Origin of the sequence: Pseudomonas viciae (assembly GCF_004786035.1) — a bacterium.
GTDB lineage: Bacteria > Pseudomonadota > Gammaproteobacteria > Pseudomonadales > Pseudomonadaceae > Aquipseudomonas > Aquipseudomonas viciae.
Map to the genome: position 1 here is coordinate 5,142,325 of NZ_CP035088.1, position 21,386 is coordinate 5,163,710.

Consider the following 21,386-nt stretch of genomic DNA (forward strand, 5'->3'; position numbering starts at 1 on the left):
AAACAGCGCATTTTTCCCAAGCCCAGACCGCCCCTGCGGATGGCAACTGTTTCAAGGTCGAAAACGACCGAAACGGTACGGGTGTTGCAGTCCATTGCTGCCACCCCGCAATCCGGTTTCGAGCCTTGGCTTGGAACCCCAGAACTTCGGATGGAAGCGGCATTTAACGCCTGCCTCCTACTGTCCCGAAGTTGTTATGCCCGGCGCCAGTCGGTTGTAGTGCTTCAGGACGGAACGGTGGGCACCGTGATGGTGCCCAAACAAACATAAAGAACGTGGAGACACCCATGCACACCGACACAACTCGCGAGAACCCGCAGGGCACCGCGCCGCTGGCCGCCGATTCGAGCCCGGATCTGTCCGCCACCGCGCCGGGCCAACTGCGTGTGATCAAGCGTAACGGCACTGTCGTTCCTTACACCGATGACAAGATCACCGTCGCCATCACCAAAGCGTTCCTCGCAGTTGAAGGCGGCACCGCTGCCGCTTCGTCGCGAATCCACGACACCGTGGCCCGCCTGACCGAGCAGGTCACCGCGACCTTCAAGCGTCGCATGCCATCGGGCGGCACTATCCACATCGAAGAAATCCAGGACCAGGTCGAACTGGCCCTGATGCGTGCCGGCGAGCAGAAAGTGGCTCGCGACTACGTGATCTACCGTGATTCGCGCGCCAAGGAACGTGCCATCCGCACCCCGGCCGACGCACCGGTACAAGCTCACCCATCGATCCGCATCGCCCGCGCCGACGGCAGCCTGGCGCCGCTGGACATGGGCCGCCTGAACACCATCGTCACCGAGGCCTGCGAAGGTCTGGAAGAAGTCGATGGCGACCTGATCCAGCGCGAAACCCTGAAGAACCTCTATGACGGCGTCGCACTCAAGGACGTCAACACTGCGCTGGTGATGACCGCGCGCACCCTGGTGGAACGCGAGCCGAACTACTCCTTCGTGACCGCCCGCCTGCTGATGGACACCCTGCGTGCCGAAGGCCTGAGTTTCCTGGAAGTCGCCGAGAGCGCGACCCACCACGAGATGGCCGACCTGTACGCCAAGGCCCTGCCGTCCTACGTCGCCAAGGGTATCGAATACGAATTGCTGAACCCGGTGCTGGCCGAATTCGACCTGGAAAAACTCGGCAAGGCCATCAACCACGAGCGCGACCAGCAGTTCACCTACCTGGGCCTGCAAACCCTGTACGACCGTTACTTCATCCACAAGGATGGCGTGCGTTTCGAACTGCCGCAGATCTTCTTCATGCGCGTGGCCATGGGCCTGGCGATCGAAGAGAAACAGCGTGAAGACCGTGCCATCGAGTTCTACAACCTGTTGTCGTCCTTCGACTACATGGCCTCGACCCCGACCCTGTTCAACGCCGGTACCCTGCGTCCACAGCTGTCGAGCTGCTACCTGACCACCGTGCCGGACGACCTGTCGGGCATCTACGGCGCGATCCACGACAACGCCATGCTGTCGAAATTCGCCGGCGGCCTGGGTAACGACTGGACTCCGGTTCGCGCGTTGGGCTCGTACATCAAGGGCACCAACGGCAAATCCCAAGGCGTCGTGCCGTTCCTCAAAGTGGTCAACGACACTGCGGTCGCGGTCAACCAGGGCGGCAAGCGCAAAGGCGCGGTCTGTGCCTACCTGGAAACCTGGCACATGGACATCGAAGAGTTCATCGAGCTGCGCAAGAACACCGGTGATGACCGTCGTCGTACCCACGACATGAACACCGCCAACTGGATCCCTGACCTGTTCATGAAGCGCGTCTTCGATGACGGCAAGTGGACCCTGTTCTCGCCGTCCGAAGTACCGGACCTGCACGACCTGACCGGCAAGGCTTTCGAAGAGCGCTACGAGTACTACGAAGCCCTGACCGAGTACAACAAGATCAAGCTGTTCAAAGTCGTCCAGGCCAAAGACCTGTGGCGCAAGATGCTCTCGATGCTGTTCGAAACCGGCCACCCATGGCTGACCTTCAAGGATCCGTGCAACCTGCGCAGCCCGCAGCAGCACGTGGGCGTGGTCCACAGCTCGAACCTGTGCACCGAGATCACCCTGAACACCAACAAGGACGAGATCGCGGTCTGCAACCTGGGCTCGATCAACCTGCCGAACCACATCGTCGACGGCAAGCTGGACACCGCCAAGCTGCAACGCACCGTGAACACCGCCGTGCGCATGCTCGACAACGTGATCGACATCAACTACTACTCGGTGCCGCAAGCGAAGAACTCCAACTTCAAGCACCGTCCGGTCGGCCTGGGCATCATGGGCTTCCAGGACGCTTTGTACCTGCAGCACATCCCGTACGGTTCCGATGCCGCGGTCGAGTTCGCCGACAAGTCCATGGAAGCGGTCAGCTACTACGCGATCCAGGCTTCCTGCGACCTGGCCGACGAGCGCGGCGCCTACGAGACGTTCCAGGGTTCGCTGTGGTCCAAAGGCATCCTGCCGCTGGATTCGCAACAGATCCTGATCGCCCAGCGTGGCCAGAAGTACATCGACGTTGACCTGAACGAATCCCTGGACTGGGCACCGGTTCGCGCCCGTGTACAGAAAGGCATCCGTAACTCCAACATCATGGCCATCGCACCGACCGCGACCATCGCCAACATCACCGGCGTGTCGCAGTCGATCGAACCGACCTACCAGAACCTGTATGTGAAATCGAACCTGTCGGGCGAATTCACCGTGATCAACCCGTACCTGGTTCGCGACCTCAAGGCCCGCGGCCTGTGGGACTCGGTCATGATCAACGACCTGAAGTACTACGACGGTTCGGTGCAGCAGATCGAGCGCATCCCGCAAGAGCTCAAAGCGCTCTACGCCACCGCGTTCGAAGTGGACACCAAGTGGATCGTCGACGCCGCCAGCCGTCGCCAGAAGTGGATCGACCAGGCTCAGTCGCTGAACCTGTACATCGCTGGCGCCTCGGGCAAGAAGCTGGACGTGACCTACCGCATGGCCTGGTACCGTGGCCTGAAAACCACTTACTACCTCCGTGCCCTGGCCGCCACCAGCACCGAGAAGTCGACCATCAACACCGGCAAGCTGAACGCTGTTTCCAGCGGCGGCAACCACGGTGACGATTCGGTCCTGGCTGCTCCAGCAGGTCCGGCGCCAGTGCCAAAGGCCTGCGCGATTGACGAGCCGGATTGCGAAGCTTGCCAATAAGCTGAGTGGGTGGGCGCGTAAAGGCGCCTGCTGAAAGAAGCCCCCGATAGACCGCTGGTTTATCGGGGGTTTTCTTTTGCCTGCGGGAAAGTTCGCTAAAAAAAACGGCAAAGCCAGGGTTGTGGCTTTGCCGTTTGTGTTTATCTCACCGCAACATCCACTGAAAAGCGACGGATGCTGCGGTGGCCAGATGGCACTTAGACCGGAAGGGTGAAAGAGTCGCCGTTGTTGGTAAAGAACGTCTCGATGGTGTTTGCGCCTGCATACCAGTCTTTCAGGAAAACACCGGAATCCAGGTTGCCGCTCTGGTAATCGGCGGCATTGAAGATGTAGGCGCCTGTATCGATTCGGATAACCTGCACGTCGTTGACGCTCTGGATGTTTTTCAACGTGACCGTATCGGCACCTGTCGTTCCTGTATCTTCAATGGCGACCATGGTTTTGGAGTTGACCACGTAGGCATCCCCCCCTTCCCCGCCATAGGCGTCACCGGACGCATTCATGTTGAAGGTGTCAAAACCCGCACCACCATGAAGTTCATAGCCATAACCGGTTCCCGTCAAGGTGTCGTTACCATCGCCGCCATAGGCAATACCGGAAGAGACCGTCAGCGAGTCACTGCCAGCCTCGCCGTAAAGCACGCTGCCAGCGTCGTTACCGCTGCTACGCATGGTGTCATTGCCATTGCCGCCATAAAGCGTATCGGCCTCGACGCTGGTGGAAGGTGTCAATCCGAGAGCGCTGGTATCCGTTGCAGTACCGCCATAGATAAAGTCATCGCCATCACCGCCATAGAGCAAGTCGTTACCCGCACCACCTTCCAGCTTGTTCGAGTAGGCGTTGCCCGTCAGCGTGTCGTTGAATTGCGAGCCGATCAGATTATCGATATTGGCCAACACGTCGCCTTGGGCATCACCACCCGACGCGGTTCCCGCGAGCAGGTCGATCTGCACAGCATCGCTGCTGGTCAGGTACCAGGCACCGTCACCACGGCCCAAGCCATTGAGCGTGTCGGCGCCTGCACCACCGATAAAGTTTTCCGCAGCGGCGGTACTGCCGGTGAAAGTATCGGCCTGGGCAGTGCCTTGGAAAATCTCAATGGAGGTGTAGCTATCGCCTGCCGCGATACCCCCCACCAAAGGCGCACTCAGATCCAGCGTGATGCCTGAGCCTTCATTGGAAAAGCTCAGCATGTCCATGCCGGTGCCGCCATTGAAGACATTGACACCTGCGTCACCGACAAATACATCACTGTAATTGGAGCCTGTAATCACTTCGATGCTGCTGTAGGTATCCCCCGCCGCGATCCCGGTATGGACGCCCGTCTGCGTGTTGATGGTCAAGCCCGCGCTGCTGTCAGCGTAGCTGACCGTGTCGTTTCCGGCACCGCCGATGAACTGGTCCGCACCCGCACCACCGAGCAGGAAATCATTGCCCACCCCGCCAGTGATGATGTTGTCCGAGGCGTTGCCGTAACCGACGAAGTTGCCCGTACCGGTGTAGGTCAGGCGCTCGACGTTGGCCGCCATCGTCAGGTTGAGGAGGTTCGTCTGGATTTCGTCATCGCCTTCGCCGGCCACTTCGATGACGTTGACCGACGTTCCGCCGATGACGTAAACGTCATCACCGGCACCGCCCCTGAGGGTGTGCCCGGTGCTTTGGGCGGTCAGCCTGTCGTTGAAGGACGAGCCGACCACGGTTTCGAAGTTCGACAGTTTGTCGCCCTGCGCATCACCGCCGACACCCACTGCGCCAGCAATCAGGCTGACGGTCACGGCACTGGCCGAGGTGGAGTAGTCGATGGTATCGATGCCGCCGGTGCCGTCGAACTGGTCTGCCGCTTCGCTGGCAGTAAACGAATCGTGGTTCTGCGAACCCTGGATCGTTTCGATGCCCACGTAGGTATCGCCGGCAGCAATGCCACTGTTCACACCGGTCTTGGCGTTGATGCTCACCGCCACGTTACTGTCGGTGTAGCTGACCGTGTCGTTTCCGGCGCCGCCGATGAACTGATCCGCACCCGCACCACCGAGCAGGAAATCATTGCCCACTCCGCCAGTGATGATGTTGTCCGAGGCGTTGCCATAACCGACGAAGTTGCCCGTGCCGGTGTAGGTCAGGCGCTCGACGTTGGCCGCCATCGTCAGGTTGAGGAGGTTCGTCTGGATTTCGTCATCGCCTTCGCCGGCCACTTCGATGACGTTGACCGACGTTCCGCCGATGACGTAAACGTCATCACCGGCACCGCCCCTGAGGGTGTGCCCGGTGCTTTGGGCGGTCAGCCTGTCGTTGAAGGACGAGCCGACCACGGTTTCGAAGTTCGACAGTTTGTCGCCTTGCGCATCACCGCCGACACCCACTGCGCCAGCAATCAGGCTGACGGTCACGGCACTGGCCGAGGTGGAGTAGTCGATGGTATCGATGCCGCCGGTGCCGTCGAACTGGTCTGCCGCTTCGCTGGCAGTAAACGAATCGTGGTTCTGCGACCCCTGGATCGTTTCGATGCCCACGTAGGTATCGCCGGCAGCAATGCCACTGTTCACACCGGTCTTGGCGTTGATGTTCACCGCCACGTTACTGTCGGTGTAGCTGACCGTGTCGTTTCCGGCGCCGCCGATGAACTGGTCCGCACCCGCACCACCGAGCAGGAAATCATTGCCCACTCCGCCAGTGATGATGTTGTCCGAGGCGTTGCCATAACCGACGAAGTTGCCCGTGCCGGTGTAGGTCAGGCGCTCGACGTTGGCCGCCATCGTCAGGTTGAGGAGGTTCGTCTGGATTTCGTCATCGCCTTCGCCGGCCACTTCGATGACGTTGACCGACGTTCCGCCGATGACGTAAACGTCATCACCGGCACCGCCCCTGAGGGTGTGCCCGGTGCTTTGGGCGGTCAGCCTGTCGTTGAAGGACGAGCCGACCACGGTTTCGAAGTTCGACAGTTTGTCGCCTTGCGCATCACCGCCGACACCCACTGCGCCAGCAATCAGGCTGACGGTCACGGCACTGGCCGAGGTGGAGTAGTCGATGGTATCGATGCCGCCGGTGCCGTCGAACTGGTCTGCCGCTTCGCTGGCAGTAAACGAATCGTGGTTCTGCGACCCCTGGATCGTTTCGATGCCCACGTAGGTATCGCCGGCAGCAATGCCACTGTTCACACCGGTCTTGGCGTTGATGTTCACCGCCACGTTACTGTCGGTGTAGCTGACCGTGTCGTTTCCGGCGCCGCCGATGAACTGGTCCGCACCCGCACCACCGAGCAGGAAATCATTGCCCACCCCGCCAGTGATGATGTTGTCCGAGGCGTTGCCGTAACCGACGAAGTTGCCCGTACCGGTGTAGGTCAGGCGCTCGACGTTGGCCGCCATCGTCAGGTTGAGGAGGTTCGTCTGGATTTCGTCATCGCCTTCGCCGGCCACTTCGATGACGTTGACCGACGTTCCGCCGACGACGTAAACGTCATCACCGGCACCGCCCCTGAGGGTGTGCCCGGTGCTTTGGGCGGTCAGCCTGTCGTTGAAGGACGAGCCGACCACGGTTTCGAAGTTCGACAGTTTGTCGCCCTGCGCATCACCGCCGACACCCACTGCGCCAGCAATCAGGCTGACGGTCACGGCACTGGCCGAGGTGGAGTAGTCGATGGTATCGATGCCGCCGGTGCCGTCGAACTGGTCTGCCGCTTCGCTGGCGGTAAACGAATCGTGGTTCTGCGAACCCTGGATCGTTTCGATGCCCACGTAGGTATCGCCGGCAGCAATGCCACTGTTCACACCGGTCTTGGCGTTGATGTTCACCGCCACGTTACTGTCGGTGTAGCTGACCGTGTCGTTTCCGGCGCCGCCGATGAACTGGTCCGCACCCGCACCACCGAGCAGGAAATCATTGCCCACCCCGCCTGTGATGATGTTGTCCGAGGCGTTGCCATAACCGACGAAGTTGCCCGTGCCGGTGTAGGTCAGGCGCTCGACGTTGGCCGCCATCGTCAGGTTGAGGAGGTTCGTCTGGATTTCGTCATCGCCTTCGCCGGCCACTTCGATGACGTTGACCGACGTTCCGCCGATGACGTAAACGTCATCACCGGCACCGCCCCTGAGGGTGTGCCCGGTGCTTTGGGCGGTCAGCCTGTCGTTGAAGGACGAGCCGACCACGGTTTCGAAGTTCGACAGTTTGTCGCCTTGCGCATCACCGCCGACACCCACTGCGCCAGCAATCAGGCTGACGGTCACGGCACTGGCCGAGGTGGAGTAGTCGATGGTATCGATGCCGCCGGTGCCGTCGAACTGGTCTGCCGCTTCGCTGGCAGTAAACGAATCGTGGTTCTGCGACCCCTGGATCGTTTCGATGCCCACGTAGGTATCGCCGGCAGCAATGCCACTGTTCACACCGGTCTTGGCGTTGATGTTCACCGCCACGTTACTGTCGGTGTAGCTGACCGTGTCGTTTCCGGCGCCGCCGATGAACTGATCCGCACCCGCACCACCGAGCAGGAAATCATTGCCCACCCCGCCAGTGATGATGTTGTCCGAGGCGTTGCCGTAACCGACGAAGTTGCCCGTACCGGTGTAGGTCAGGCGCTCGACGTTGGCCGCCATCGTCAGGTTGAGGAGGTTCGTCTGGATTTCGTCATTGCCTTCGCCGGCCACTTCGATGACGTTGACCGACGTTCCGCCGACGACGTAAACGTCATCACCGGCACCGCCCCTGAGGGTGTGCCCGGTGCTTTGGGCGGTCAGCCTGTCGTTGAAGGACGAGCCGACCACGGTTTCGAAGTTCGACAGTTTGTCGCCTTGCGCATCACCGCCGACACCCACTGCGCCAGCAATCAGGCTGACGGTCACGGCACTGGCCGAGGTGGAGTAGTCAATGGTATCGATGCCGCCGGTGCCGTCGAACTGGTCTGCCGCTTCGCTGGCAGTAAACGAATCGTGGTTCTGCGAACCCTGGATCGTTTCGATGCCCACGTAGGTATCGCCGGCAGCAATGCCACTGTTCACACCGGTCTTGGCGTTGATGTTCACCGCCACGTTACTGTCGGTGTAGCTGACCGTGTCGTTTCCGGCACCGCCGATGAACTGGTCCGCACCCGCACCACCGAGCAGGAAATCATTGCCCACTCCGCCAGTGATGATGTTGTCCGAGGCGTTGCCATAACCGACGAAGTTGCCCGTGCCGGTATAGGTCAGGCGCTCGACGTTGGCCGCCATCGTCAGGTTGAGGAGGTTCGTCTGGATTTCGTCATTGCCTTCGCCGGCCACTTCGATGACGTTGACCGACGTTCCGCCGACGACGTAAACGTCATCACCGGCACCGCCCCTGAGGGTGTGCCCGGTGCTTTGGGCGGTCAGCCTGTCGTTGAAGGACGAGCCGACCACGGTTTCTATGGCCGTCAATGTATCGCCCTGAGCATCCCCACCCAGGCCAGTCCCTGTGATTAGATTGACTGTCACTCCTGCAGTCGAATTCACGTAGGACGCCGTATCGACACCTGTTCCTCCATTCAGGACGTCCGCGCCAGCGCCCCCCTCCAGCCAATCGTTGCCGTCCCCACCACTCAGCGAGTCATTCCCTGCTAACCCGTACAGCTCATCCGCGCTCGAAGTCCCAACCAGAGTGTCCGTACCCGATGTCCCATTTATCACTGCCATTATTTCTTCCTTGCCGTATTGATGAATCGGTTGTGCGTCGACTAATCAGCAGAGCCTCATCCTTCCCGGAAGGCCCGCTGAGCATGGTCGCTGATCGGTTTAAGCAAATAGGACATGACGTTCCTGGAGCCGGTCTGGATCATCGACTCCACGGGCATTCCCGGAACCAGGGCAAGCCCTTGCAGCTTTGCCAATTCGCTTTGAGGAATCTTGATACCCGCCCGATAAAACCCTATTCCGGTACGTTCATCCTGAATCAGATCCGCTGACAACCGCACCACGGTGCCGGTCAGTTCGGGTGTAGTGCTGCGGTTGAACGCGCTCAAGCGTAAGGTCGCGGATTGCCCGACCGTTAGCTGGTCAATGTCCTGGGCACTGATTTTCGCCTCCACCAGCAGTTCATCGTCGGCGGGTACGATCTGCATGAGCCCCTCGGCCGGTGAGATGACGCCACCGATTGTGTGCACGGCCAATTGCTGCACGCGTCCGGCAATAGGCGAGGTGATGTCGATGCGTTTGAGCTGATCGCTGGCAGTGATTTCCCGCTCGATCAATTCGCCCTGGCGGGCCAGCAAATCTCTCAACTCTTGGGACACTTCACTGCGGAAAGTCTGGTCAACCTGGAGTCGTTGCAACTCGGTTTCGGCGATCTTGCCCCGCGCCTCGGCAATGGAGGCCATCAGTTGTCCACGCTCCCCACGCAGCCGGGCGATACCCCGAGCCAGGGCATTGACCCGGTCGAGGGTCATCATCCCTTTATCGAACAGTTTCTTGACGGCCTGGTATTCGCTATCGATCAGTTCGATTTCTTCCTGCTTGGTTTTCTGCTGGATGTCGTGGCCGGCAATGGTTTCATTGAGTTGCTGGACACGCTCGCGCAGCTGTTTCTTCTGGCCTTCGCGGGAAGCACGTCGATCAATAAACAATTGCTGCTCAATGGCCATGACCGACTTGGCCTCCTCCAGGCTCATGCGGGTCAGCAACTCTTTGGGTATCGCCACTTCGCGGGCATTGTCCCGCTCGGCCTCCAAGCGAGCCAGACGGGCCCAGGCCTGGTTCAAGGATTTACTGACAATGGCTTGGCTGGCGGCGGGCAGTGTGGCATCGAGGCGCAACAGCACATCCCCGGCAGCGACTGTCTGCCCTTCCTTGACCAACAGTTCGGCCACTACGCCGCCGGTAGGATGCTGGATGGTCTTGACGCTGCCTTCCACGGCCACCACGCCCGTCGCGATGACCGCGCCGGACAGACTGGTGCTCGCTGCCCAGGTCAGCCCTCCGCCGAGCAGCACCACCAAAGAGATTGCTCCCCAACGCAAATGGCGGGACAAGGAGTCGGTCAGGCTGGCTTCTTGATCGGTGTGCATCAGTTGGATACTCCCAGTTCCACAACATTATTGGAGGGCCGGGAGGTAGCAGCAGGAGGTCGCTTCAGGACGACATCCCGGGGGCCGTAAGCTGTTTGCACGCCGTTCTCGAGGATCAGCACCTGATCGATCACCGCCAGAATATTGGTGCGATGGGCAATTACCACCACGATTGCGCCACGAGCCTTGAGCGCCAGGATGGCCTTGGCCAGCGCCTGTTCGCCTTCGGCATCGAGGTTTGAATTTGGCTCGTCCAGCACCACCAGGAACGGCTCACCGAACAATGCCCTGGCCAGCGCCACCCGTTGTCGTTGGCCGGCCGAGAGGTTGATCCCCCCCTCGCCCACTTGAGTCTCATAACCTTGGGGCAGTTGCAGAATCAGCTCATGAACCCCGGCTAACTGCGCAGCGCTGACAATCGCGCTGTCCTGTGCCAAGGGGTCCAACCGGGCGATGTTCTGGGCGACGGTTCCGGTAAACAGTCCGACGCTTTGCGGCAGATAACCGATCAGCTTGCCTCGAGCCTGCTCGGTCAGCAGATCCAGCGGTGCGCCATCGAGCCGGACGTGCCCCCGCGCCGGAGTCCAGGCGTTGACCAACACGCGCGCCAATGACGACTTGCCCGATGCGCTCGGCCCCACCACACCGACAGCGGTGCCTGCGGCGACCATGAAGTTGATATTTTGCAAGGTCAGACGCTGCGCGCCGGGCGGCGCGGCAAACACACTTTCGACCTGCAAACTGCGATGGGCGGTGGGCAGTTCGGTCTTGCTTTGGGCATCCGGGAACAGAGAGAACACTTCCAACAGCTTCTTCCAGGCGATCTGAGCACCCAACAGGCTGCGCCACGTGGCAATGACCTGCTCCGCCGGTGCCAGAGTCCGCGCCACAATAATCGAGGCCGCGATCATCGTGCCACCGCTCAAGTCGCCTTGGATCACCAGCCATGCGCCCAGGGCCAGGGCGGCCGACTGAACGACCTGGCGCAAGGTCTTGGAAATGCCACCGTAAAAGCCGCCAATGTCGATCGAGCGGCGCTGCAGGGTGATGAAGGTGCTGTGATTTATCTGCCAGATATTCGACGTGTTGGCCAACATGCCCATGGCCATCAGCGCTTCGGCGTTCTGGTGAGCTTGCTGACCCAGGTGATTGCGCTTGTTCAACGCATCGGCCGAAGCCTGCATCAGTTTGCGGGTTTGCCGGTCAGTGATCAGGGTCAGACCAATGAGGATAATCATCAGGCCGGCGGCCAAAAGGCCGAACAACGGATGAATATAAAAGCAAACCGCAAGGTAAACCGGCATCCAGGGCAAATCGAAAAAAGCCACCAGGCCCGGTCCGCCAATAAAACCGCGAATCTGATCCAGCTCCTGGGCCGGCTTCAACGCATCGCCGGTAATGGGCGTTTTCAGCGACGCACCGGCGATGACATTGAAGACCTTGGCGGACAACGCCAGATCCAGCGAGGAGGCAATTCGAACCATGACCCGGGAGCGAATGACATCCAGCAGGCCTGAAAGCGCATAAACCCCCAGCGCCAGCAGCCCCAGGGCGATCAGGGTCGGGACGCTCTGGCTGGGAATGACCCGGTCGTAGACTTCCAGCATGAACACCGGGCCAACTAGCGCCAGAATATTGATCACACCGGAAAACAGCGCAGCGCCCAGCAGCCCCCGACGCAGTACCGATTTCAATGAAGGTGCAACGACAGGCGCACTGATAGCGTTCTGGGGTTTCAACTGGTGTCCGTCCCTTGGTTTTCGTGACATCCCTGTCGTCAGTCAATACAGACTCGATGACAGTCGTATGGAAACTTGACGCTCGGTGAGCGTTTAGGACTGAAGTGCAAGTTCCGCACCAGCCAGCCGACAAACGGTCGTTATTCCGTGAAGAATTTCGCGCATAAAAAAACCGATGCCTCGGGACATCGGTTTTTTAAAACAGCCAGCTATCAAGTCATCTGAATGATGGTCTGCATGATGGTGCTCTGGGTGGAGATGGTCTTGGCGTTCGCCTGGTAGTTGCTTTGCGCCTTGATCAGCTCGACCAGTTCGTTGGTCAGGTTGACGTTGGACTCTTCCAGGGAGTTGGAGACGATCGAACCCAGGGTGCCGGTTTGCGGGGCATCATAGCCCGGAATGCCCGACGCAAAGGTCTCCTTCCAGCTGGTGCCGCCCACAGGCTGCAGGCCTTGTTCGTTGGTGAAGCTGGCGAGCGCCAGCTGGCCAATCGGCTTGGTCTGGTTGTTGCTGAAGTTGGCCAGCAATACACCGCTGCCGTCGATGGTCAGGTTGGTGATCTGGCCAGTGGCGTAACCGTTCTGGGTCGGAATCGAGCGCGCGGTGTCGGCGTTGTACTGGGTGGTGTTGCCCATGGAGATCGTGATGGTTGGCGCACTGGCGGCACCGTTGGCGGTCCACACGCCGTTGGTTACGGTGCCTGGCACCCAGCCGGTCAGTACCAAATCGCTGTTGATAGTCGCTGGCGGGGTGCTGACCTGGACCAGCTTACCGCTCGAATCAAAGGTCATGGTCGAAGGAACCGGTGCGGTCACACCCGTCGTAGTCGGCAAACTGCCGTTCAGGTTACGACCATCGATCAAGGTATAGACATTCCAGGTGTTGCCGGCAGTCTTGACCATGTATTGGTCCATGGAATGCTGGTTACCCTGGGTGTCGTACACCGGGGTGGTGAACTGCTTGGTGAAAGTGGCCGTATCGGTCGGATTGAACGCCGCCGTGATCGGCAACGCCGTCGAGTTCAGGTTGATTGTCGACGAAACCAGGCTGGTGGCAGTCGGCGGCAGGTTGGAGGTGTCGATGCGCAGGTCGGTCAGAATACCGTTGAGGATATTGCCATTGGCATCCACACCATAGCCCTGCAGGCGCGAGGTGCCATCGGTGTTGGTGATGAAGCCATCCTTGTCGGTCTTGAACGTACCGGCACGGGTGTAGCTCAGGGAACCGTCGTTGCTCAGGACAAAGAAGCCGGAACCCTGGATACCCATGTCCAGCACGTTGCCGGTGTTGTTGACGTCACCCTGGCCGAACTGCTGGGAAACGTTGGCCAGGCGCACGCCGTTGCCGACGGTCTTGCTGCCCGAGCCGAGCCTGGTGGCCGAGTAGACGTCTTCGAATTCCGCGCGGGACGATTTGAAGCCGGTGGTCGCCACGTTGGCGATGTTGTTACCGGTCACGTCCAGATGTTTGCTGGCAGCATAGAGACCGCTAAGGCCGATGTTGAAAGACATGTTCCACTCCTTTTGCCGGGTTAGTCGGCTCTACATACCAATAGTTTGTACTTTGGACAGGGCAATGCTGCCCAGCCCGGCCAGGTTGAGCATCAGCTCACCGCCCGTCTGGCTGATCGTCACGCTGCTGACCGTTGCCGGCAGGTTGGTGATCAGCGACGTAGCCTTGCCGTCGATGGTGGTCGAGGCCGTAAAGGTGTAAGTGCCCGACTCGACCGTAGTGCCCGAGTCGTTCTTGCCGTCCCAGATGAAAGCGGCATTGCCGGCATTCTGGCTGCCCATGTCGATGGTGCGGACGGTCTTGCCATCCTTGTCCACGACCTTGAGCTCGAGGGAGGACACCGAAGTCGGCACCACCACCGTGCCGTTAAGGCTTTTGGAGGTATCGACCACGGCCTTGTTGCCTGGAGCAATGACCGAGCGCCCGACCAGTGACGAAGCCTGCAAGGCCTGGGACGAGCTGTAGTTGCTGGCGAGACCGCTCACGGTGTCGTTAAGGGTGGTGATGCCTTCCAGGCTGCTGAACTGCGCCAACTGAGCAACGAACTCGCCGTTATCCTGCGGTTCCAGCGGGTTCTGGTTTTTCAGCTGGGTGACCAGCAATTGCAGGAACGCATCCTTGCCCAGCTCCTTTTTGCCAGTTGTCGCACCTGTCAGCGAGGACAGGCCATCGGTAGTGGCGTTGGTCTTGACCGAGGAGTTGGCCAGAATTTCGTTAAGGCTCAAACCACTGGTGGTGTTGGTAACGCTCATGTGACTCGCCCCTTATCACTGACCGAGGGTCAGGACCTTCTGCATCATGGTTTTGGCGGTGTTCATCATTTCGGCGTTGGTCTGGAATGAACGACTGGCAGAAATCATGTCAGCCATTTCTTCGACGACGTTGACGTTCGGGTAGTAGACGTAACCCTTGGCGTCAGCGGCCGGATGGTTCGGCTCGTAACGTGCGTCGAGGTTGCTCTGGTCTTCGACCACGCCAAGCACCTGTACGCCCTGCCCGGCCGCGTCCTGCTCCTGGAACAGCGAGTCGCTGCCGCCGGACTGGCCGCCCTGGAACATGGTGGCGAATACCGGGTGACGGGCGCGGTAGGTCTGGTCGATGCTCGACGAAACGGTCTCGGCGTTGGCGATGTTACTGGCGACGGTGTTCAGGCGAGTGGTCTGGGCACTCATGGCACTGCCGGCGATGTTGAATACGCTCGCAATCGACATGGCTTACTCTCCGCGCAGGGCCGATACCAGCCCTTTGAATTTGCTGTTGAGCAGGGTGAAGCTGGCCTGGAAGTTCACGGAGTTTTCCGTGTAGTTGGACTGTTCCAGTTGAGCGTCCACGGTGTTCTGGTCGATCGAAGGCTGCATCGGCGTCCGATACATCAGCGACTCATCACCATTGCCCAAGCCTTCGGCTTCGATATGACGACTGTTGGTCATATTCAAAGCGAAATGGCCGTTCTTGGCTTTCTCGTTCTGCTCGGCGAGCACTTTAGAAAAGTCCAGATCCCGAGCCTTGTAGTTCGGGGTATCGGCGTTGGCGATGTTGTTGGCCAGGACTTCGGCACGTTGGGCGCGGAAGCCCAGGGCCTTTTCGTGGATACCGAGCGCTTTATCGAAGCTGATGCTCATGTCGGAAACCTATGGGTGACCAGAATTTACGTACGATGAACTTAGCAAGCGTCGTGCCACTTTGAAAAAGCCCATAAACCGGGGCTTTGCGAGGATCGGCAACGCGGCAATGCCAGAAAAGCGGCAATCGGCTTCCGCTGGCTGCCGCTTTTCTGCCGCTTCTCGAGGGCAATGACATTCAAACTGTGGGAGCGGGCTTGCTCGCGAATGCAGTGTGACAGCGACATTTATTTCGATTGACACACCGCCTTCGCGAGCAAGCCCGCTCCCACAGGGATAGTGGCGGGAGAAAGTAGGCGGGCATAAAAAAACGGGAGCCCCTGAGGACTCCCGTTTTTTGACAACCCCAGCGAATCACTTCGCCTGGTAAATGATCCCCGGACTGCACTGGACCATCTGGTAATGATCGGGCAAACCGTTCAACGCTTCGGAGGCACCGAGGAACAGGTAGCCGCCAGGCTTGAGGGTGCTGTGGATCCGCAACAGGATGTCTTTCTTCACTTCGGCGGAAAAGTAGATCAGCACGTTGCGGCAGAACACGATGTCGAACTTGCCCAGGCTGGCATAACTGTCCAGCAGGTTGAACGAGCGGAACTCCACCCGGCTCTTGATCGGTGCCTTGACCACCCATTTACCCGGCCCTTTCGGGTCGAAGTAGCGTTGCAGACGATCAGGCGACAAGCCGCGGCCAATGGCCAGGCTGTCGTACTCACCGGTCTTGCAGTTATTGAGCATGGTCCCGGACAGGTCCGTGGCAACGATCTGCACGCCGCCTTTCAACTGGCCGATGTTGGTCCGCTCGAATTCATCGATGGACATCGACAGCGAATAGGGTTCCTGCCCCGACGAGCAGGCCGCCGACCAGATCCGCAGGCGTTGGCCCGGGCTGGCCTTGATGGCCGCCGGCAACACTCTGTTCTTCAACACCTCGAACGGATAGGTGTCGCGAAACCACAGGGTTTCGTTGGTGGTCATGGCGTCCACCACCATCTCGCGCAAACCACTGCGCGGCTGGGTCTGGATACGTTGCACCAGTTCGCCCAACGATTTAAGGCCCTGTTGCTCCATCAACTTGTTGAGACGGCTCGACACCAGGTATTGCTTGTTCTCACCAAGCAAAATGCCACAGGCTTTTTCCAGGAAGACCCGGAACTGTTCGAAATCCAAATTACCCGTAGACAAGATACCGCCTCTTTCATTGTGTTGGCTTGCCGGGCGCACAACGCGCCCGACCTTTATTCTGCTGCTTTGATCCGGTCGACGACTCGGGAGGCCAGGTCATCGGGCCGGAACTTGGCCAGGAAGTCATCGGCACCGACCTTCTTGACCATCGCCTGGTTGAAAACCCCCGACAACGAAGTATGCAAAATGATATGCAGCTTTTGCATACGCGGGTCGTTGCGAATTTCCGACGTCAGGGTGTACCCGTCCATTTCCGGCATTTCGATGTCGGAGATCATCATCAGGAACTCTTCTTCGGGCTTCTTGCCCTCATCGACCAGTTGGCGCAGGTAATCCAGCGCCTGCCGCCCGTCATTCAACGCTACCACTTCAACGCCGATCGTTTGTAGACAACGGGTGACCTGCTTACGTGCTACCGAAGAATCATCGACAGTCAGTACCCGCAGCGATATCGCCTTGTGCTGGGTTTCGGCATCCACCACACCCAAGGAGATCGTCTCGGTGGTCGGCGCCACCTCGGCGAGGATCTTCTCCACGTCGATGATTTCCACCAACTGGTTATCGACCCGGGTCACCGCCGTCAGGTAGTGATCGCGGCCCGTGCCCTTGGGTGGTGGATGAATCTCTTCCCAGTTCATGTTGACGATGCGCTCCACCGAGCGAACCAGGAAACCCTGGGTCTTGGTGTTGTACTCGGTGATGATCACGAACGGATTGCTCTGATCCAGCAGCCGACCGGAACCGGTCGCCATGGCCAGATCGAGAATCGGGATGGTCGCTCCCCGGATATTCGCCACACCGCACACGACGGGACTGGACTTGGGCATCAGGGTCAGCTTAGGACATTGCAGCACCTCGCGGACCTTGAATACGTTGATTCCATACAATTGCTGGCCGTCGAGACGGAACAGCAACAGCTCCAGGCGATTCTGACCGACCAGCTGTGTACGCTGGTTTACCGAGTCCATTACTCCCGCCATGCCCTGACTCCTACCTAACGCTAATGTGTCCGACGCGCATTCATCACTAAACGGCACGGGGCTTGCTATTCAACCGGCATGAACGCACAAACGACATTTTCTCGACGCCTGATCACTCACTGCCGCCATTGGCTCGGTGCACTGTTGGCTGTCTGCCTGTTCACTTCGGGCGGCCCTGCCCTCGCTGCTGTTCCGGTTACCTTGCCTGATCTACTTATCGGCGTCACTCAGGGCTTTCTTGAATTCACCGTAGAAGACTACCTGGCTACCAGTCAAACCGAAGGCCGCTACGAAATCGAAGTCAACCAACTCGACCCACGGTTGCGCATGCCGATGTGCGACAAGGAATTGACTGCTTCGCTGGAGAGCCCGGCCCGGCCCATGGGCCGCGTCACCGTGAAAGTGCGTTGTGACAGCGCTGCGCCCTGGACGGTGTTCGTGCCCGCTCAAGTGCGCCTGTTCCGCGAAATTGTCACCACCACCCGTCCGCTCAAGCGAGCCGGGATTGTCGAGCCTCAGGACGTGGTGTTGCGCGAACGGGATATCAGCCAGATCACCCAGGGTTTCCTGACCTCCGTCGACCAGGCGATCGGCCAGAAACTTGTCCGACCAATGGTCGCCGACCAGGTCGTTACCCTGGTGCACCTGGAGCAGGCCGAAGTGATCCGCAAAGGCGACCAGGTAGTCATCACCGCCCGCAGCGGAACCTTGGCCGTGCGGATGCCGGGCGAAGCCCTGTCCAACGGCGGTATGCGTGAACAGATCCGGGTAAAGAACCTCAACTCCCAACGGGTAATCAAGGCGCAGGTGATGGCCCCAGGCCAGGTGGAAGTGGCTATGTAGCGATAAGGTAGAGACGGGTAGAAAGCTGGCGCTTGATCCCGGTGTTCCCTAGACTGTGCCTTACGCAAAGGCAAGCGCAGACGTGCGCACGTTCATTGAATAAATGAGCCTAAAGTTTTTTTGGGGATGGCCGAAAACATGGCAAGCGTCCAAATACCCAGAGGTTTTTTACCATGGTCATCGATTTCAATCGTTTAAACAGCTCTTCACCGTTGACAGGCACTACGCGTACCAGCGTGAGCAAGGAAACTGTCGAAACCGACAAATCCGCACCGCTGCCTACCCCGGCCGAACAAGTCAGCAACGGAGAGTCGGTACACCTCAGCAATGAGGCTCAGCAGTTGCAGAAGGTCACTGACAAGCTGCGCGATCAACCTGTCGTCGACAACGCCCGCGTGGCCGAGTTGAAAGCAGCAATCGCCGATGGCAGCTATAAAGTCGACAGCAGCCGCGTAGCCAGCAAACTGCTCAACTTCGAAGCCCAGCGCTAGGCTGCCGCCAGCGCCAGGCTTTTGGACGCTTAAGACCCAAGGCCAGCCATGCACGACACTAATTTGTTGCAACTGATCACCGACGACTTTATTCCAGCACAACAATTGCTGGAGTTATTGCAGGCCGAATCCCTGGCACTGCATGGTCGCGATATGCCCTTGCTGGAAAATATCCTGGCGCAGAAACAGGCATTGATCATCTTGCTCGATCAGCATGGCCGCAAGCGCAGCGAGACCCTCGCCAGCCTCAACCTGCCCGCCAACCACGAAGGCCTTGAACAACTGGCCAGCCAATCATCGATCGGCGATCAGTTGCTGTCCCAAAGCGCAGTGCTCAATGAGCTGCTCGCCCAGTGCCAGGCCGCCAACGTTCGCAATGGCCAGTCGATCCAGGTCCAGCAGGCCGCCACTGCCAACCAGTTGCGCATCCTCAATGGCGGCGAAGTGCCGACCCTGTATGACGCTCGCGGCTCGACCGCCAAGATGGTCAAGCACCGCCCGCTCAGCCAGGCATGAAACGAACAATGCCTGCGCTCTATCAACGCGCGATACATGCTGGCAAAATGCTGGCTTTTTGTAGTCGTATTTTGCCTGGAGATTGACCCACCGTGTTCAATGACTCAAACGCGGATGATGCTCCGCAGCCACCCAAGGTGCTCAGCACGCCCCTGGAAATCGCCGGCAACCTGCGGATGCTGCAAGATAGCCATGACCCGTTGATCATTACCTTCCACGAACGTACCCAGCGCTTCCAGAGCTACCTGGTGGACATCGATCGCGAGAGCAACTCCATCGCCCTGGATGAAATGATTCCCCGGGACGGTGAACGCTTCCTGCTGGCAGGCGAACCGTTTCGTGTCGAGGGTTTCCATGACGGCGTGCGCATCGCATGGGAAGGCAAAGGCCCCTTGACCATCACCGAATCCAGCGACGGTCGCTGCTATCGCGGCGCCTTGCCCGACGAAGTGGTCTACCACCAACGCCGCAACGCCTTCCGCGCCGCCCTGAAACTGGCGCAACTGGTGGACGTCGAACTGGGTGGCGAAAAGCTCAAGTCCTCCGTCAACGGCAAGCTGCTGGATATCTCGGCAACCGGTTGCAAGCTGCGCTTCGAAGGCGACATTACCGCGCGCCTGCAATTGGGCCAGGTTTACGAACGTTTCATCGCAGCCCTGCCCTTTGGCAACATGACTGCACCGGTTGAACTGCGTTACCTGCATTTCGAAGAGCGGATCAACACCACCTTCGCGGGTGTGCGCTTCCACAATATCACTGGCCTGGTGCAACGGCAGGTCGAGCGTTTCGTCTATCAGCTGCAGCGCGAAGCCCGGCGTTTCGATAAAGACGACCTCTGATCTGCTTCGCGCCACGAAAAACGGGCAGTCCCTTGCGGTAACTGCCCGTTTTTTATGCCTGGTTCAAGGCCTGGCTTGAGTAAAACTGGGGGTCTCTGGCTCGTCAGGCGCCGCTTCGGTTTCAGCGACCGGCTCTGCAGCCGGTTCTGACTCAACGTCCGGATTGGCCGGCGCCTGCATCTGCTCCTGCACCACCTGCTCATCCACTCGCGGATCGAGGCACGCCACCAGGGGTGAACTCGACATGCTGTCGGGCATTGCCACGTGATGCAGCGGTGCGTCATCGACCTGATGCAGGTTGGTCACCGCTTTCGGCCGGATCCGCCACACCAGCACCAACGCGAAGAACGCGAAGAACGCATATAGCATCTGACTGCCAAACATCTTCATCAGCACCCCGGCCACCAGCGGCCCGATACTGGCACCGACGCCGTAGGTCACCAACAGCATTGCCGTGAGCGACACCCGACGATCCCCTTCGACATGGTCGTTGGAAAACGCCACCGCCAGCGGATACAGGCAGAACTGCACCAGCGAACAGAAGAATCCCGCGACGAACAGCACCTCCAGCGGTACTTTCGGCAGGATCGCCAGCGGTAACGCGCACACCACCAGGACCAGCGCAAAACACCGAATCAGCAACGCCCGATCATAGCGGTCGGACAGCCAGCCCAGCGGCCACTGCACCAACAGTCCGGCGAAGATGCAGCTACCCATGAACAGACCGACCTGCTCGGTCGACAGGCCCTGCTGAGAGGCGTACAGCGGTGCCAGGCCATAGAACGAGCCGACGATCAGCCCGGAGCCCAACACCGTGCTCAACGACTGCGGCACGCGCTTGATGAAGAATCGCGGCTCCATCGGCGCCGGATGCAGCGCCGCCGGGTGAATCCGCCGGGTCAGCGCCACCGGCACCAGGCACAGGGCGAAACACAGCGCCACCAGCATCAGCAGCTCCAGCCCAAGGGCCGGGTGCATGACCAGGATCAGTTGACCCAGTACCAGCCCCAGGTACGAGGCGATCATGTAGCCACTGAACACCACGCCACGCTGCTTGGCCTCCGCCTGTTCGTTGAGCCAGCTCTCAATGACCATGTACTGGCACATCATGCCCAGGCCGACAATCGTCCGCAGCACGATCCAGGCCGGCAACCAGTCCACCAGTCCATGGCCCAGCACCGCCGCCCCGACGATCCCGGCGCAGGCCGAATAGGCGCGGATATGCCCGACGCGAGCGATCAGCCGGTGGCCGATCTTGCCACCCAGCACCAGGCCAAAGTAGTTGGCGGCCATCAGCGCACCGACCCACAGGCTGTCGACATGGTCGGCGGCCAGACGCAGGGCTAGGTAAGTACTCAACAAGCCCGAGCCGATCAACATCATCAGCGAGGCGAAATACAGTGCTCGAAAAGGTTTCCAGATTTGGCGCATCGGCGTTCCGAGCGGCTCCTTGAGATAAGTAAGGGCTACCCCT

The 21,386-nt window shown here is 59.6% G+C and carries 15 protein-coding genes and 1 pseudogene; 5 read left to right on the forward strand and 11 right to left on the reverse strand.

The window, feature by feature from the left end:
* Positions 1-287: 287 nt before the first annotated feature.
* The gene (locus EPZ47_RS22690) at positions 288-3,179 is read left to right on the forward strand and encodes a ribonucleoside-diphosphate reductase subunit alpha (RefSeq protein WP_135846778.1); all 2,892 of its coding nucleotides are present in this window, start codon (positions 288-290) and stop codon (positions 3,177-3,179) included.
* A 197-nt stretch (positions 3,180-3,376) separates the two neighbouring features.
* Here EPZ47_RS22690 and EPZ47_RS22695 read toward each other — a convergent pair whose 3' ends face one another.
* From EPZ47_RS22695 to EPZ47_RS22735, 10 genes and pseudogenes are all read right to left on the reverse strand, one after another.
* The gene (locus EPZ47_RS22695) at positions 3,377-8,623 is read right to left on the reverse strand and encodes a beta strand repeat-containing protein (RefSeq protein WP_238346769.1); all 5,247 of its coding nucleotides are present in this window, start codon (positions 8,621-8,623) and stop codon (positions 3,377-3,379) included.
* A gap of 39 nt (positions 8,624-8,662) precedes the next feature.
* Positions 8,663-8,821, reverse strand: a pseudogene (locus EPZ47_RS31030) (calcium-binding protein); the annotation flags it as partial.
* Between the two features lie 56 nt (positions 8,822-8,877).
* Complete coding sequence (locus tag EPZ47_RS22700; protein ID WP_135846780.1) at positions 8,878-10,188, reverse strand: HlyD family type I secretion periplasmic adaptor subunit; 1,311 nt, start codon at positions 10,186-10,188, stop codon at positions 8,878-8,880.
* Entirely contained in the window at positions 10,188-11,927 is a 1,740-nt protein-coding gene (locus EPZ47_RS22705; protein WP_135846781.1) for a type I secretion system permease/ATPase, read from the reverse strand. The genes EPZ47_RS22700 and EPZ47_RS22705 overlap by 1 nt, the downstream gene beginning before the upstream one ends.
* A 212-nt stretch (positions 11,928-12,139) precedes the next feature.
* Positions 12,140-13,438, reverse strand: coding sequence for a flagellar hook protein FlgE (flgE, locus tag EPZ47_RS22710; protein WP_135846782.1), 1,299 nt, complete (start codon positions 13,436-13,438; stop codon positions 12,140-12,142).
* A gap of 30 nt (positions 13,439-13,468) precedes the next feature.
* Complete coding sequence (gene flgD, locus EPZ47_RS22715) at positions 13,469-14,191, reverse strand: flagellar hook assembly protein FlgD (RefSeq protein ID WP_135846783.1); 723 nt, start codon at positions 14,189-14,191, stop codon at positions 13,469-13,471.
* Positions 14,192-14,206: 15 nt separating this feature from the next.
* Positions 14,207-14,650 carry a flagellar basal body rod protein FlgC gene (flgC, locus tag EPZ47_RS22720; protein ID WP_135846784.1) on the reverse strand — a complete coding sequence of 148 codons (444 nt, stop codon included), beginning with the start codon at positions 14,648-14,650 and terminating at the stop codon, positions 14,207-14,209.
* Positions 14,651-14,653: 3 nt separating this feature from the next.
* On the reverse strand, positions 14,654-15,061 hold the full coding sequence (gene flgB, locus EPZ47_RS22725; protein WP_135846785.1) for a flagellar basal body rod protein FlgB: 408 nt from the start codon (positions 15,059-15,061) through the stop codon (positions 14,654-14,656).
* 354 nt (positions 15,062-15,415) lie between these two features.
* Positions 15,416-16,243: a protein-glutamate O-methyltransferase CheR gene (gene cheR, locus EPZ47_RS22730; protein WP_135846786.1), complete on the reverse strand. Its 828-nt coding sequence runs from the start codon at positions 16,241-16,243 to the stop codon at positions 15,416-15,418.
* A 53-nt stretch (positions 16,244-16,296) separates the two neighbouring features.
* Positions 16,297-17,223: a chemotaxis protein CheV gene (locus tag EPZ47_RS22735; protein WP_135846787.1), complete on the reverse strand. Its 927-nt coding sequence runs from the start codon at positions 17,221-17,223 to the stop codon at positions 16,297-16,299.
* 78 nt (positions 17,224-17,301) lie between these two features.
* On the opposite strand from EPZ47_RS22735, the gene flgA reads away from it, so the two are divergent.
* From flgA to EPZ47_RS22755, 4 genes are all read left to right on the forward strand, one after another.
* Positions 17,302-18,066 (forward strand): flagellar basal body P-ring formation chaperone FlgA, encoded by a 765-nt coding sequence (gene flgA, locus EPZ47_RS22740; protein ID WP_135846788.1) that lies wholly within the window; start codon positions 17,302-17,304, stop codon positions 18,064-18,066.
* A gap of 173 nt (positions 18,067-18,239) precedes the next feature.
* Entirely contained in the window at positions 18,240-18,557 is a 318-nt protein-coding gene (gene flgM / locus EPZ47_RS22745) for a flagellar biosynthesis anti-sigma factor FlgM (RefSeq protein ID WP_135846789.1), read from the forward strand.
* 48 nt (positions 18,558-18,605) lie between these two features.
* On the forward strand, positions 18,606-19,073 hold the full coding sequence (locus EPZ47_RS22750) for a flagella synthesis protein FlgN (protein ID WP_135846790.1): 468 nt from the start codon (positions 18,606-18,608) through the stop codon (positions 19,071-19,073).
* A 92-nt stretch (positions 19,074-19,165) separates the two neighbouring features.
* The gene (locus EPZ47_RS22755; RefSeq protein WP_135846791.1) at positions 19,166-19,912 is read left to right on the forward strand and encodes a flagellar brake protein; all 747 of its coding nucleotides are present in this window, start codon (positions 19,166-19,168) and stop codon (positions 19,910-19,912) included.
* Between the two features lie 63 nt (positions 19,913-19,975).
* Here EPZ47_RS22755 and EPZ47_RS22760 read toward each other — a convergent pair whose 3' ends face one another.
* Positions 19,976-21,343, reverse strand: coding sequence for an MFS transporter (locus tag EPZ47_RS22760; RefSeq protein WP_135846792.1), 1,368 nt, complete (start codon positions 21,341-21,343; stop codon positions 19,976-19,978).
* Positions 21,344-21,386 lie beyond the last annotated feature (43 nt).

Excerpts from the sequence above, each read along its gene's own strand:
- EPZ47_RS22690 (WP_135846778.1), top strand. The coding sequence starts at position 288 with ATGCACACCGACACAACTCGCGAGAACCCGCAGGGCACCGCGCCGCTG.
- EPZ47_RS22700 (WP_135846780.1), bottom strand. The coding sequence starts at position 10,188 with ATGCACACCGATCAAGAAGCCAGCCTGACCGACTCCTTGTCCCGCCAT.
- flgE (WP_135846782.1), bottom strand. The coding sequence starts at position 13,438 with ATGTCTTTCAACATCGGCCTTAGCGGTCTCTATGCTGCCAGCAAACAT.
- flgD (WP_135846783.1), bottom strand. The coding sequence starts at position 14,191 with ATGAGCGTTACCAACACCACCAGTGGTTTGAGCCTTAACGAAATTCTG.
- flgC (WP_135846784.1), bottom strand. The coding sequence starts at position 14,650 with ATGTCGATTGCGAGCGTATTCAACATCGCCGGCAGTGCCATGAGTGCC.
- flgB (WP_135846785.1), bottom strand. The coding sequence starts at position 15,061 with ATGAGCATCAGCTTCGATAAAGCGCTCGGTATCCACGAAAAGGCCCTG.
- EPZ47_RS22735 (WP_135846787.1), bottom strand. The coding sequence starts at position 17,223 with ATGGCGGGAGTAATGGACTCGGTAAACCAGCGTACACAGCTGGTCGGT.
- flgA (WP_135846788.1), top strand. The coding sequence starts at position 17,302 with ATGAACGCACAAACGACATTTTCTCGACGCCTGATCACTCACTGCCGC.
- flgM (WP_135846789.1), top strand. The coding sequence starts at position 18,240 with ATGGTCATCGATTTCAATCGTTTAAACAGCTCTTCACCGTTGACAGGC.
- EPZ47_RS22750 (WP_135846790.1), top strand. The coding sequence starts at position 18,606 with ATGCACGACACTAATTTGTTGCAACTGATCACCGACGACTTTATTCCA.
- EPZ47_RS22760 (WP_135846792.1), bottom strand. The coding sequence starts at position 21,343 with ATGCGCCAAATCTGGAAACCTTTTCGAGCACTGTATTTCGCCTCGCTG.